The sequence below is a fragment of the Brevundimonas vesicularis NBRC 12165 genome, assembly GCF_001592205.1.
GTDB classification, from domain to species: domain Bacteria; phylum Pseudomonadota; class Alphaproteobacteria; order Caulobacterales; family Caulobacteraceae; genus Brevundimonas; species Brevundimonas vesicularis.
Genome location: NZ_BCWM01000016.1, coordinates 22,185 through 35,186, shown reverse-complemented (window position 1 = coordinate 35,186; position 13,002 = coordinate 22,185). Strand labels below are relative to the sequence as shown.

14 protein-coding genes are annotated in these 13,002 nt (G+C 67.1%); 6 read left to right on the top strand and 8 right to left on the bottom strand.

The window, feature by feature from the left end:
* Positions 1–9: 9 nt before the first annotated feature.
* A complete protein-coding gene (gene folK, locus BVE01S_RS12995) occupies positions 10–573 on the bottom strand; it encodes a 2-amino-4-hydroxy-6-hydroxymethyldihydropteridine diphosphokinase (protein WP_066628297.1) in 564 nt (187 codons plus the stop codon).
* Here folK and BVE01S_RS12990 point away from each other — a divergent pair.
* Positions 572–1,108, top strand: coding sequence for a LabA-like NYN domain-containing protein (locus tag BVE01S_RS12990; RefSeq protein ID WP_066628294.1), 537 nt, complete (start codon positions 572–574; stop codon positions 1,106–1,108). The genes folK and BVE01S_RS12990 overlap by 2 nt on opposite strands.
* Positions 1,105–1,743: a uracil-DNA glycosylase gene (locus BVE01S_RS12985; RefSeq protein ID WP_066628291.1), complete on the top strand. Its 639-nt coding sequence runs from the start codon at positions 1,105–1,107 to the stop codon at positions 1,741–1,743. The genes BVE01S_RS12990 and BVE01S_RS12985 overlap by 4 nt, the downstream gene beginning before the upstream one ends.
* A gap of 3 nt (positions 1,744–1,746) precedes the next feature.
* On the opposite strand, the gene smpB is transcribed toward BVE01S_RS12985, so the two are convergent.
* Positions 1,747–2,220, bottom strand: a complete 474-nt coding sequence (gene smpB, locus BVE01S_RS12980) for an SsrA-binding protein SmpB (protein WP_066628289.1) — start codon at positions 2,218–2,220, stop codon at positions 1,747–1,749.
* On the bottom strand, positions 2,220–3,104 hold the full coding sequence (dapA, locus tag BVE01S_RS12975) for a 4-hydroxy-tetrahydrodipicolinate synthase (protein ID WP_066628287.1): 885 nt from the start codon (positions 3,102–3,104) through the stop codon (positions 2,220–2,222). Before dapA ends, smpB begins: the two co-directional genes overlap by 1 nt.
* A gap of 125 nt (positions 3,105–3,229) precedes the next feature.
* On the opposite strand from dapA, the gene BVE01S_RS12970 reads away from it, so the two are divergent.
* On the top strand, positions 3,230–5,290 hold the full coding sequence (locus tag BVE01S_RS12970) for a lytic transglycosylase domain-containing protein (protein WP_174523855.1): 2,061 nt from the start codon (positions 3,230–3,232) through the stop codon (positions 5,288–5,290).
* Here the strand turns inward: BVE01S_RS12970 and BVE01S_RS12965 are convergent.
* The 4 genes from BVE01S_RS12965 to BVE01S_RS12950 are packed head-to-tail and all read right to left on the bottom strand — an operon-like array spanning position 5,284 to position 8,448.
* The gene (locus BVE01S_RS12965; protein ID WP_066628441.1) at positions 5,284–6,039 is read right to left on the bottom strand and encodes an ABC transporter ATP-binding protein; all 756 of its coding nucleotides are present in this window, start codon (positions 6,037–6,039) and stop codon (positions 5,284–5,286) included. The genes BVE01S_RS12970 and BVE01S_RS12965 overlap by 7 nt on opposite strands.
* A complete protein-coding gene (locus tag BVE01S_RS12960) occupies positions 6,036–7,025 on the bottom strand; it encodes a FecCD family ABC transporter permease (protein WP_084375405.1) in 990 nt (329 codons plus the stop codon). The genes BVE01S_RS12965 and BVE01S_RS12960 overlap by 4 nt, the downstream gene beginning before the upstream one ends.
* Positions 7,022–7,822, bottom strand: a complete 801-nt coding sequence (locus BVE01S_RS12955; protein WP_066628272.1) for an ABC transporter substrate-binding protein — start codon at positions 7,820–7,822, stop codon at positions 7,022–7,024. The genes BVE01S_RS12960 and BVE01S_RS12955 overlap by 4 nt, the downstream gene beginning before the upstream one ends.
* Complete coding sequence (locus BVE01S_RS12950; RefSeq protein ID WP_066628269.1) at positions 7,819–8,448, bottom strand: TetR/AcrR family transcriptional regulator; 630 nt, start codon at positions 8,446–8,448, stop codon at positions 7,819–7,821. Before BVE01S_RS12950 ends, BVE01S_RS12955 begins: the two co-directional genes overlap by 4 nt.
* Before the next feature lie 204 nt (positions 8,449–8,652).
* Between BVE01S_RS12950 and BVE01S_RS12945 the strand changes: the two genes are divergently transcribed.
* Genes BVE01S_RS12945 through BVE01S_RS12935 form a run of 3 tightly spaced genes read left to right on the top strand, consistent with a single transcriptional unit; the run spans position 8,653 to position 11,693 of the window.
* Positions 8,653–9,969: a glycosyltransferase family 2 protein gene (locus BVE01S_RS12945; RefSeq protein WP_066628267.1), complete on the top strand. Its 1,317-nt coding sequence runs from the start codon at positions 8,653–8,655 to the stop codon at positions 9,967–9,969.
* An 18-nt stretch (positions 9,970–9,987) separates the two neighbouring features.
* Positions 9,988–10,899 carry an RsmD family RNA methyltransferase gene (locus BVE01S_RS12940; RefSeq protein ID WP_066628265.1) on the top strand — a complete coding sequence of 304 codons (912 nt, stop codon included), beginning with the start codon at positions 9,988–9,990 and terminating at the stop codon, positions 10,897–10,899.
* Positions 10,896–11,693 (top strand): TrmH family RNA methyltransferase, encoded by a 798-nt coding sequence (locus BVE01S_RS12935; RefSeq protein ID WP_066628261.1) that lies wholly within the window; start codon positions 10,896–10,898, stop codon positions 11,691–11,693. The genes BVE01S_RS12940 and BVE01S_RS12935 overlap by 4 nt, the downstream gene beginning before the upstream one ends.
* On the opposite strand, the gene BVE01S_RS12930 is transcribed toward BVE01S_RS12935, so the two are convergent.
* Positions 11,690–12,967 (bottom strand): MFS transporter, encoded by a 1,278-nt coding sequence (locus BVE01S_RS12930; RefSeq protein WP_066628439.1) that lies wholly within the window; start codon positions 12,965–12,967, stop codon positions 11,690–11,692. The genes BVE01S_RS12935 and BVE01S_RS12930 overlap by 4 nt on opposite strands.
* Positions 12,968–13,002 lie beyond the last annotated feature (35 nt).

The window sequence follows — 13,002 nt, the reverse complement described above, 5'->3', positions numbered from 1 at the left end:
AGTTGGGCGTCAGGTCGGGCGGGCGTCGGCGCCAACGGTGGCGGAAGCGGCCAGATCGCTCGCGGCGCCGCCATGCGGATGCACCCAACTCGGCGCGATCTCGGCGATGGGCCCCATGACAAACCGCCGCTCGGCCGCGCGAGGATGGGGCAGGATCAGCCCTTCCATGTCACCGCTCAGTCGTCCGTAGGCGATCAGGTCCAGATCCAGCGTCCGCGGCGCATTGCGAACCGACCGCTCGCGGCCGAACGCGTCCTCGATCCGGCCAAGCGCCGCCATCAGCGAATGCGGATCATGGTCGGTGCGGACGATGACCACGCCATTCACAAAGGCTGGATCGTGCGGATCGGGCCACGCCATTGACGACCACCACGACGAGCGTGCGACGACATCAATCCCTTCGCTGCGAAAACGCGCGAGCGCCGCCTCCAGCGCTTCGGTGCAGGACGACCATGCCCCCTTGTCATTGCAGCCCAGGGCCACGATGACTGCATCATTCAGGTCGAACCCGTCATCGATTCCGACGGCGACCGCGCGATCCGATTTTTCATCTTTTTCGACGGCTTCGACCATGTTTCATCCCAACGACCGGCTGGCGATCTTTATCGATGGCTCCAACCTCTACTCCGCAGCCCGAGCCTTGCAGCACGACATGGATTTCCGGCGGATGCTGGACTGGTTCCGCGAGAGGTCCATCCTGACGCGTGCATACTACTATACGGCCGTGGTCGAGGGCGAAGAATTCTCGCCGGTGAAGCCGCTGGTGGACTGGCTCGACTACAACGGCTTTTCGGTCGTCACCAAGCCGGTGAAGCGGTTCACGGACAATAGCGGCCACAGCCGGATCAAGGGCAATATGGACATCGAGATCGCGGTGGACATGCTGGAGCTGGCTCCGCACATCGACCATGCGGTGCTGTTCTCCGGCGATGGCGACTTCCGGCGGGTGGTTCAGGCGATCCAGGCCAGGGGCGTGCGGGTCACGGTCATCTCGACCCAGAAGACCCAGCCGCCGCATATCGCCGACGAGCTGCGTCGTCAGGCCGACGCCTTCCTGGACTTGAACGATCTGATGGCCGACTTCGGCCGCCCGAAGGCCGCCCAATGACAGTTACGCCCGAACCGCCCCGCGACTGCCCCCTATGTCCTCGCCTCGTCGCCTATCGTCAGGAGAATGCGCGCCAGAATCCAGACTGGTGGAACGGGCCGGCCGCCTCGTTCGGCGATCCGAACGCGCGTCTGCTGATCGCCGGCCTTGCGCCCGGCCGGACCGGCGCGAACCGGACGGGACGTCCCTTCACCGGCGATCACGCCGGCTGGCTGCTGTACGACACCCTGAAGAAGGCCGGCTTTGCGCAAGGCCATTACGATCCCAACGGCGACGATGACCTGACGCTGACGGACTGCATGATCACCAATGCGGTCCGATGCGCCCCGCCCGGGAACAAGCCTCTGCCGATCGAGGAAACGACCTGCCGTCCCTTCCTGATCGACCGGCTCAAACTGCTGCCCAACCTGAAGGTGATCGTGACCCTGGGCGACGTCTCGCGCCGCAATATCCTGAAAGCCTTCGGGCGGCCTGCGTCAGCGATGCCGGCGGGCCACGGGGCGCAGGGCGAAGCCGGCGGCTACGTCATTCTGAACAGCTATCACTGCTCCCGGTTGAACACGAACACCGGTCGCCTGACGCCGCAGATGTTCGAGGACATCTTCGCGCGCGCCCGAACCCTGATCGAGGCCTGAACCTCAGCCCTTGTCACGCATCAGGCGGGCCTTGTCGCGCTGCCAGTTGCGTTCGGCCGAAGCCTCGCGCTTGTCGTGCAGCTTCTTGCCCTTGGCCAGCGCGATCTCCAGCTTCGCCTTGCCTGCATCGTTCAGGTAGAGCTTCAGCGGAATGATGGTCTGACCGTCGCGCTGGACCGCCCCCATCAGCTTGTCGATCTGCTTTCTGTGCAGCAGCAGCTTACGCGGTCGGCGCGGCTCGTGGTTGAAGCGGTTTGCCTGTTTGTACGGCGGGATATCGGCGTTGATCAGCACGATCTCGCGCCCCTCCACCGCCGCATAGCTTTCGGCGATATTGGCCCGGCCGTCGCGCAGCGCCTTGATCTCGGTGCCCAGCAGCTGGATCCCGGCCTCGATATTGTCTTCCAGGAAATAGTCGAACCGCGCGCGGCGATTTTCGGCTATGACCTTGGATTTCGATTGCGGCTTGGGCGCCATCAGATGACGCCCGCCGCCGCCATGGCGCGGTCGATGAAAGGTTTGACCGCATCGGAGGTCGGCGACAGCGGCAGGCGCGCCTCCTCGTTGCACAAGCCAAGCTTGGCCAGGGCGTATTTCGTCGGCGCGGGCGAGTTGTCCAGGAACAGCGCCTTGCAAAGACTGATCAGTCGGTCCTGCCAATCCCGTGCTGTGGCATAATCTCCGGCAGTCATCGCATTGTGCAAGGCGACCATGGCCTCGGGCGCGACATTGGACGCCACCGAGATCAGGCCGACGCCGCCATGGGCGTGGTAGCCGAGATAGCTGGGGTCGTCCCCCGAGATCAGGTCGAACTGGCCATCAATGTTCGCGCGCATCCAGCTGACGCGGCTCATGTCGCCCGTGGCGTCCTTGATGCCGACGATGTTGGGGTGGGCCGCCAGCCGCGCCACTGTCTCATTGGACAGATCGGCTCCCGTCCGGCCCGGCACATTGTAAAGCAGGATCGGAAGCTGCACGGCGTCGGCCACCGCTTCGAAATGGGCCGCCATGCCCGCTTGCGACGGGCGAATATAATAGGGCGTCACGATCAGCGCCCCATCCGCGCCCACCGTCTTGGCGTGGCGGGTCAGGTCGATGGCTTCCTTGGTATAGGGCGATCCGGTGCCGGCGATGACGGCGACGCGCCCGGCCGTCAGACGCACGCACAGCTCGATGACGTGCTTGTGCTCATCCAGGTCCATGCTGGCGCCCTCGCCCGTCGTGCCCATCGGGACGACGCCGTGAACCCCTGCGGCGATCTGACGCTCAAGCAGTTTGGCGAATGCGGCTTCGTCCACGTTTCCGTCACGAAGTGGTGTGATCAGGGCGGTGATCACGCCCTTGAACAAGGGGGCGTTCATGAGACTAAGCTGGCCTGCGTGGGGAGTGACGATGGACGGATGTTCATCGCCTTTGCAATGAGCGCGGGACGTTAGGTCGCCAGCGGCTCCGCCGCAACCGGGATTGAATGGGAACAGGACAGATCATGATCGCGACCAGTCTGGCGGCGGCCCTCGCCGTCCTTGCGCCGAACCCGCAGGACGTCCTACCCACCCAGCCTGTGCCCTATGCCTCGGCGTCCTCGTCCGTGCCCGGCTATTCGGCGACCTATCAGGGCCGCGTGCTGAACGATCAGGACACGGCGCTGTTTCGTCAGGGGCTGGCGGCGGCTCGTGCGCGCGATGTGTTCGGCGCCCAGTCCGCCATGTCGCAGATCAGGGACGCCTCGGCTCGCAAACTGGTCGAATGGGCACTGATCGACACCTCGGGCGAGCAGCTGTCCTACTCGGACCTCGCGCGCGGTCAGTCCGATCTGGCGGGATGGCCGCGCGGCGAATCGCGACGCTCCGCCGCCGAAAAGGTGCTGGACCGCTCCGGCATGGGCGCGGACGCCGCCTTGGCCCTAATGTCTGACGGAAAGCCGACGACCGTCGAGGGGGCCATCGCCTACGCCTCCGCGCTGCAGCAGCGCGGCCGCCAGGATGAGGCCCGCGCCCTCGTCCGCGACTGGTGGCGCACCCGCTCGTTCGACGACGCGCCGCAGTCGCGTATCCTCGGCCAATGGGGTTCCTGGCTGACGCCCGCCGATCACGAGGCCCGGCTGAATATGCTTCTGCTCGGTCCGCACGGGCCGGCGACGCGCAGCATGATCAATCTGGTCTCGCCCGATCGCGCCGCCATAGCCAACACGGTGATGACCCTTCGTTCGGCCTACAGCCCCGACGCCGTCATCGCCAATCTGACGCCGGCCCAGGCCGCCGATCCGGCGGTCGTGCTGGAGCGCGTTCGCCTGCTGCGATCGCAAAACCGGCAATCCGAAGGCTTTGCGCTGCTGGCCAATCTTCCGCCGGCGCCGGGCCACACGACCGGCGACAACACCCTGTGGAGCGAGCGCCGCAACTACTTCCTCGACGCCCTGCAACAGGGCAACTGGCGCGCGGCCTATGACGCCATGAACGGCCACGGCTTCACCTCGGGCGACCGGATGGTGGACGCCGAGTTCTTCGCCGGTTGGGTCGCCTTGACCAAGCTGAACCAGCCCGAAGTCGCTGCCCGCCATTTCGAAGCCCTGCGCACCGCCTCGTCCACGCCGATCACTCAAGGCCGCGCCTTCTACTGGTTGGGTCGCGCCGCCGAGGCGCGCGGCGAACGCGACGCCGCCCTTGCCTACTATCGCAACGGCGCCCAGCATTGGCAGACCTTCTACGGTCAGCTGGCGGCCGAGAAGGCGGGGATGACCACGCTTCAGCTGCCGGTCGAGCCTGTGCCGTCCCAAGCGGACATCGCCCGCTTCGAAGGCAATGAGATCGTCCGCGCCACGCGCATTTTGGGCGAGACCGGTGAGATGAGCCTGCTGCGCGTCTTCGCCTATCAGCTGGACAACGACCTGCCGACCATCAACGACCTGGCCCTGCTGATGGACCTGTCGCGCGGCTATGGCGAGGGCTTCACCGCCATGATGGTGGGGCGCGCCGCCAGCCAGCGGGGCTTCGTCATGCCCGAGCGGATGTATCCTGTCCGCGTCCCGCCCCAGGTCGCCGGCGCCGCGCCGCTTGAGTTCACCCAGGCGATCACGCGCCAGGAATCCAGCTTCGATCCCCGCGCCCGCTCCGGCGCCGACGCGCGCGGCATGATGCAGTTCCTGCCGTCCACCGCCTCCGGCGTCGCCCGCCGTCTGGGCATGAGCTATTCCGCCGAGCAGTTGTGGGATCCCGACTACAACATGACCCTGGGCAGCTATCACCTGGGCGAGCTGATGGCCGCGAACAACGGCTCCATGCTGCTGGCGACGGTCGGCTACAACGCCGGACCGGCACGCCCCAGCCAGTGGATCGCCCGTTGCGGCGACCCGCGCGGCGATGCGATCAAGACCATCGACTTCATCGAGTGCGCGCCCTTCACCGAGACGCGCAACTATATGATGCGGGTGATGGAAAACATGGCGGTCTACAAGGCGCGCCTGAACGGCGGCACGGCGCCGCTGACGCCTTCGGCCGACATCTCGCGCGGTTCGGCGGCCGGCGCGCGGCCCTATATCGCCTACTGAGCCCGGCGGGCCGCCAGCAGCGGCCCGTTCGGCCCCTCGATCCACTCGCCGTCCAGCCCGAACACCTCGCGCAGGACGGCGGGCGACAGGGCCTGGATCGGTGGGGCGTCGGCGACGACTCGCCCCCGATCCAGCACGACGATGCGATCCGCCACGGCTGCAGCCAGGGTCAGGTCGTGAAGACTGACCAGCACGCCTGCTCCGCCGTCAGCGCGCGCCCTTAGGCGCTCCAGCACCAGACGCTGCGCATCCGGGTCCAGCCCCGCGATCGGCTCGTCAGCCAGCAGCAGCGGCGCATCGACGACAAGGGCGCGCGCCAGCAGAACCCGCGCACGCTCGCCGCCTGACATCTCTGCAACGCCGCGGTCCGCCAGATGACCAGCGCCGACTTCTTCCAGAACGGCGCGCGCTCGCGCCAGCGCATCCGCGCCTGACAGAAACGGGGCGCCGAGCGCCGCCACCTCTGCCGCCGGCAGATTCCAGGCGATGCGCCGTTCCTGCGGCAAATAGGCGACGCGTTCCGCCCGCTGGCGATGGGACAGATCGACGATGTCCGCGCCGCCCAGCCTGATTTGTCCGCCGGTCGTGGCCAAGAGGCCCGCAGCGGCGCGGATGGCGCTGCTCTTGCCCGCTCCGTTTGGTCCGCACAGGGCCACGACCTCGCCCGCCGCGACCGACAGGCTCACCCCATCCAGCACGACGGCCTTGCCCAACCGCGCCTGAACCTTTGCTAGCGACAACAGGCTCACAGCCGCCACTCCCGCGCCGCGCGCCAAGCAATCAGGGCGAACAGAGGTGCGCCGATCAGGGCTGTGAACACGCCCAGCTTCAGCTCCTGATCCGCCGGCGTCAGTCGCGCCAACAGGTCCGCCACGATCAGCATCAGCCCGCCCGCCAGCGCCGAGGGCGCCAGGATTCGCTTCGCATCACCCCGCACCGCCGCCCGCACCAGATGCGGCGCGGCCAGGCCCACGAACCCGATCACGCCCGCCACCGCCACCGCCGCCCCTGTGGCCAAGGCCGCGGCGATCAGGGCGAAGACCCTCGACCGCCCCATATTCAAGCCCGAGGCCGCCGCACCCTCGTCGCCCAGGGTCAGCATCCGCAGACCGGCGCCCGACCAGGCAGCGAAGACGCCCGAGACGATCAGGGCCTGCGTCACCCAGGCCACATCGACCCAACTTCGGTTCTGCACCGATCCCAGCAGCCAGGACATGACCTCGGCCGAGGCGATCGGCGACGGCGACAGGTTGAAGATCAAGGCCGTCGCCGCGCCTGCGAAACTGGACAGCGCCACCCCGAACAGGATCAGGGCCTCGGGCGCCCGCATGGCCCTGGACGCCACGATCAAGAGTCCGCCCGCCAACGCCGCGCCTGCCAATGCCGAAAGCTCGATCAGTCCCGGCACAGCCGCAGCGCCAAGGACGATCGCCAGCGCCGCGCCCAGCGCCCCCGTCGCCGACACGCCCAGCACGCCGGGATCAGCCAGCGGGTTACGCAACAGCCCCTGCATCACTGCGCCCGCCAAACCCAGGGCCGCGCCGACAATCAGGGCGCACACCGCGCGCGGCGCCCGCACCTGCCACAGCACCTCGGCCGGGCCGGATGTCGGATCGCTGAATGCAGCCGCGTACTGATCGACGCTGAACGCCGTCTCGCCGGCCAGCACAGCCAGGGCCAGCGCCGCGACGATCAAGCCGATCAGAACCAGGCACAGCCGAACCGTTCTGTTCACGGCCGCCCCTTGGCCATCATCTCGACCGCGTCGGCGGCGAACCACGCGGGGCAGGTCAAGGTCGCGGCGGGCAGGCGCGCCGCCGTTCGACCCTCGGCCGCTCGCGCGACAACCGGATGCCGCCCCGGTCCGCGCAGGTCGGCGCGCAGCTGATCGAAGAAGCCGAGCACGAATCGCACCGGAGGATTCATCGCGATCCGCTCGACGCTGAGTGCGCCAAAACCGGGCGCGGCCGACAGATTTGAAAATCCGGCCGCCCGCATCATTGCATCGATCAGCGTGCCTGGCCCCGCGGTGAAGCCCCCCGATGTCAGATAGACTGCCCCCGGCGCCTCAGCCGCGCGCTTCACCGGCGCCGCTTTGGCCAACTTCCCGTCCATCTGTCGCTCTAACGCCTGTCCGCGCTCAGCCTGTCGCAGATCCCGCGCCACAGTCCGTATATTCCGTCGTACGCCCTCCAGATCAATCGCATCATCTATTGTGACCACCTTGACGCCGCGCTGCGTCAGCGCGGACAGCAGGCGCGGCTCGCCGCCCCAGTAGCGCACCACGACATCAGGCTGAAAGCCCACGGCGGCCTCAAGTGTCGGACGCAAACGCTTGTGACCGACCGCCTGCTGACGCAGCCAGGCGTCCGGATCGTCGGCGCGGGGCGACAGCGCGAGGTCCGCGTCCGGCGCCAAGGCCAGCACATATTGATCCGCGCATTGATCCAGCGCCATGATCCGCAAGGGCCTGGCCTGAGCCGTGCTGCTGCTGAACGCCAGAGCCGCTAAGGCGACGCAGATACGCTTCATCCTTCGATCAGACCGGCGAATAGGGCGTCCAAAGTCGTGCGAACCAGCGCCTGCCGATCGGACCACGGGAAGTAGGGCTTTGTGATCATGAGCGACACGATCCCGTGGGCCGCAGCCCAGATCGCCTGCGCGATCGTGGCGGGATCGCCCTTCATACGTCCGGCCGTCACGGCGTCGCCGACGGTCGCTTCCAATGTCGTGAACAGGCTGGCGCCCAGCTCGCGCGCCGCGTCCTGGGCGCCCTCTCGCGCCTCGACAGGTCTTGTCAGATAGATCAGGCGATAGGCATTGGGATGAGCGAAACCGAAGTCGATATAGCCCTCGATCATCCGCCGCAGGCGCTGTTCGGGCGGCGCGGCCTCATCGGCGACGGCGGCGTTCGACGCGATCAACCGGGCGAAGGCGTCACGGCAGATTTCCTGCAGGATCGCGCCCTTGTCCGGGAAATGCATATAGAGCGCCGTCGACGACAGCCCGACCTCGTCCGCGATCTTGCGAATCGTCGCGCCTTCATAGCCGTGCTCGACGAAGATGCGCTCGGCCGCCGCCAGGATTTCGCCCCTACGCGAATGGCCTTCGCCCTTGGGCTTTCGGGTCGTGCGCGAGGCGTTCGAGGGTTCAGACAAGCCGCTGCTCCGGGTGAGGCGCCATGAATAGCGACAATCCGTCCCGGACGCCAACCGACTTGCAGAACACGGTTGTTTCAATTAGCGATTGGGGGTTGTGGTGCTTTGGGGGCGCTTGCGGTGAAGGATTGGGCGCATCCGGGGATCAGGCCCCGCCGAAACGGCGCCTCACGACGCACGCCGAGCGGTTTCCAGGTCACGACCTTGATCCTGCTTACGCTGACATCCGCCGTGGCGCTAATCCGCTGGCCCGCCGTCGCGATCGACTTGGGGCTGATTCTGTTTCAGGCCGCATTCGTGATCTGCGCTTTGTGGAAGGCCGTCATCGGCATCGCCAGCCTGCGACGCCCTGCGCCCGCTGCTCGTCCGGTCGAATGGCCGCGCTACACCATTCTGGCGGCGCTTTATGACGAGGCGGCCGTGGCGCCGCAGTTGATCGCCAACCTCAGCCGGATCGACTATCCGGCGCACAGGTTGGAGGCCTTTATCGTGCTGGAGGCGCATGATGAGGCCACGCTGGCTGCAGCCCAGGCGACGCCCAAACCGCCGTGGCTGAAAATCCTGATCGCCCCTCCGGGCAGTCCTCAAACCAAGCCGCGCGCTTTGAACTACGCCCTGGGTCACGCGCGGGGCGATCTGGTCACCATCTATGACGCGGAGGATCGACCGCATTCGCAACAACTCCGTCAGGCGGCGGCGCGCTTCGTGGCCCAGCCCCGGTTGGGTTGTCTTCAGGCGCCGCTGCGCATCCGAGCATCCGGCAAGCCTGGCTCCTGGTTTCTGGATCGGCAGTTCGCCTTTGAATATGCGGCCCTGTTCGAAGTGACTTTGCCGGGCATGGCGCGGCTGGGCCTGCCCTTCCCGCTGGGCGGCACCAGCAACCATATCCGCATGACGGCTCTGCGTGGCGCAGGCGGCTGGGATGCGCACAATGTCACCGAGGACGCCGACCTGGGCTTTCGCCTGTGGTCGCTCGGCTGGAAGCTCGACGTCATCGACAGTCCCACCTGGGAGACGCCGCCGGGCGCGATGGACCGATGGCTGCCGCAGCGCACCCGGTGGCTGAAAGGTTATATGCAGACCTGGGGCGTGCATACGCGGCGTGCCAACGCCTTGGGCCGGCGCGGGAGCTTGTCGCTGGTCATGACCTTGGGCGCGGCGATCCTGTCGGCGGCCGCCCATGCCCCGACGCTGGCCTGGCTGGTTCTGGCCATCGCCGTCTGGGCGCTGTCGGGCGTCCTGCCGTCCCTGCCCGGCGGCTCGCTGGGCGTGCTGGCCCTGGGCGTCATCGCCGCCTGGATGAGCTGCGCGGTCGGAGCACGACGCGCCGGGCTCGATTATCGGCTGGGCGATGTGCTGGCTGCGCCGGCCTACTGGGCGTTGCTCAGCCTCGCCTTTGTCCATGCAGCCTGGCGGCTGGCGGTCGAACCGCATGTCTGGGACAAGACCCCGCACGATTGCGACGATCAGATGCCGGAATTGACCGTCGTGGCGCTGGACGCTGGACGCGAGGCGGCCTGAGCGCCTATCAGCCCGACGATGGCGCCCGTCCTTTCCAAAACTCCCGAAACGCTCGTGACCTCCGGCTGGTCCGACTATGCCCTGCTGGACAGCGGCGACGGCAAGAAGCTGGAGCGGTACGGCCGCTACACCGTCGTTCGGCCCGAGCCGCAGTGTTTCTGGTCGGCCCGCGATCCGAAAGCCTTCGAAAACGCGACAGCGACGTTCGATCCGCAGCAGGAAGAGGAAGACAGCGGTCGCTGGCGGTTCGACGAGCACGGCCCCATCGACGCCTTCCCGTTGAAGTGGCGCGACGTCAAGTTCACCGGCCGCTTCACCCCCTTCCGCCACCTCGCCTTCTTCCCTGAACAGGCGGCCAACTGGGAATGGCTGGACGGACGGGTGCGTGACTTCACACGTTCAGCCGGCCGCGCGCCGAAGATCCTGAACCTGTTCGGCTATACCGGCGTCGCCAGTCTGGCCGCGGCCGCCGCAGGCGCAGAGGTCACCCATGTCGACGCCTCCAAGAAGTCGGTCGCCTACGCCCGCGAGAACGCCGAACAGTCGGGCCTAGCCCAGCATCCGATCCGGTGGATTGTCGAGGACGCGCGCAAATATGTGGCGCGCGAAGTTCGTCGCGGCTCGAAGTATGACGGCATAATCCTGGACCCGCCGAAATACGGGCGCGGCCCTACGGGTGAAGTCTGGCGCCTGTTTGAGGACATGCCGGGCTTGCTCAAGGACTGCGCCGCCCTTTTGTCGGACGATGCCGACTTCCTGCTGCTGAACGCCTATGCGGCGCGCGTGTCCGGCCTGTCCCTGGCGCATCTGATGGTCGAGGCGACCCAAGATCGCGGCGGCCGGATCGACTGGGGTGAGCTGGCCCTGTCCGAAGACGGCCCTGACGCCCGCGCCATCGGCCTGTCCTTCTTCGCGCGGTGGAGCCAATGACCGAACGCGTCATCACCTCCTTGACCAACGACACGGTCAAGGGCGTCCGCGCCCTGCATATGCGCAAGGAACGCGACCTGACCGGCACCTTCCTGGCCGAAGGTCTGAAATTCATCGGCGAGGCGCTGGATCAGGGGCGCGCGCCCCGGATGCTGCTGGTCGGCGAGGACGCCCGGCCTCATCCGTTGCTTGACCGCGCCAAGGCCGCCACGCTCAAGGCCGGCGGCGATATCATCGTCGTCACCCACGCCATCCTTGAAAAGATCAGCCGCCGCGACAATCCGCAGACCGTGCTCGGCGTGTTCGAACAGGCCTATTCGGCTCTCGACAGCCTGAACCCCGCCTCGGCGCCCTGCTGGGTCGCGCTGGAGCAGGTGCGCGATCCCGGCAATCTGGGCACCATCATCCGCACTGCGGACGCGGCCGGTTGCGGCGGAGTCATTCTGCTCGGCGATTGCGTCGATCCCTATTCGGTCGAGGCCGTGCGCGCGACCATGGGCTCGGTCTTCGCCGTCTCGATCACCAGGACGACGCCCGAAGCTTTTCTGACCTGGCGCAAGACCTGGCCAGGCAGCGTCGTCGGCACACGACTGGACGCCAAGGTCAGTCACCGCTCAGCCGTCATGCAACGACCGTCGCTGATCCTGATGGGCAATGAACAGGCCGGCCTGACCGACGCCCTGGCCGCCGCCTGCGACGTCAACGTCAAGATTCCGATGCGCGGCCGCGCCGACAGCCTAAACCTGGCCATCGCCACCGGCATCATGGTCTATGCCGCGACGGACGAAGCCTAGCGCTTCTCCTCCGGGGCCACCCGCCCCATGCCCCACAGAGCGGCGATGGTGACCAGGGCTGAAATCGCCAGATAGCCGCCGACGGCCCCCGGCCCGAACCGCTCGGCCAGCTTCAGCGCGATATAGGGTGCCAGCGATGCGCCCAGGATGCCCGCCAGATTGAAGGCCATGGACGCGCCGGTGTAGCGCACCGCCGTCGGGAACGGCCGCGCCATGGCCGCGCCGATGGGGCCATAGGTGCAGCCCATCAGGGCGAACCCCAGCGCAAAGAAGATCAGCAGGCCGCTGAGGCCGCCCCCGAACAGCGGCGCGAACAGAAAGCCGAACAGGCCGATCCCCACGGACGAGGCGATCAGCACCCTGACCTGCCCGTATCGATCCGCCAGCAACGCCGTCACAGGGATGAAGGCGGCGAAGAACAGCACGCCGATCAACTGGATGGGCAGCACATCGGCCCGGGCCAATCCCATCCCTGTCGTCGCCCACCCCAACGCGAACACCGTCATCAGATAGAACAGGGTGAAGGTCGTCACCCCGCTGAACGTCCCCAGAACCAGCGCCGCCTTGTGATGGGCGAACAGGGTCACGGCCGGCGCCTTGACCCGCTCGTCGCGGTCCACCGCCTTCTGGAACTCGGGCGTCTCGGTGATCTTCAGTCGCACCCAAAGGCCGACGAACACCAGGATGGCGCTCGCCAAGAACGGGATGCGCCAACCCCAGCCCTCGAACGCGGTCTCGCTCATCGTCGACGTCAGAACGATGAAAGATGTGGTGGACAGAATGAAGCCGATGGGCGCGCCCAGTTGGGGGAACATGCCGAACCAGGCCTTCTTTCCGGGCGGCGCGTTCTCTGTCGCCAGCAACACCGCCCCGCCCCATTCGCCGCCCAGACCCAAGCCTTGCCCGAACCGACACAGGGCCAGCAGCAAGGGCGCCAGCAGGCCGACCTGCTGGTGCGTCGGCAACAGGCCGATCGCCACGGTCGACAGACCCATCGTCATCAGCGCCGCGACCAGCGTCGCCTTGCGTCCCACCCGGTCCCCGAAATGTCCGAAGGCCAGGGCGCCGATGGGCCGCGCGAAGAAAGCGATGGAAAAGGTCGCGAACGACGACAACAGCGCCGTTCCCGGATCTTCGCCGGGGAAGAACAGCGTCGGGAACACCAGCACGGCCGCCGTGGCGTAGATATAGAAGTCGAAGAACTCGATCGTCGTGCCGATCAGGCTCGCGAACAGCACGCGGCCGGTGGAGTTCTTCGGCAGGACGTCGGACATCTTCTTCTCCCGGTTGTCCCAGCGATGCCCGTTTC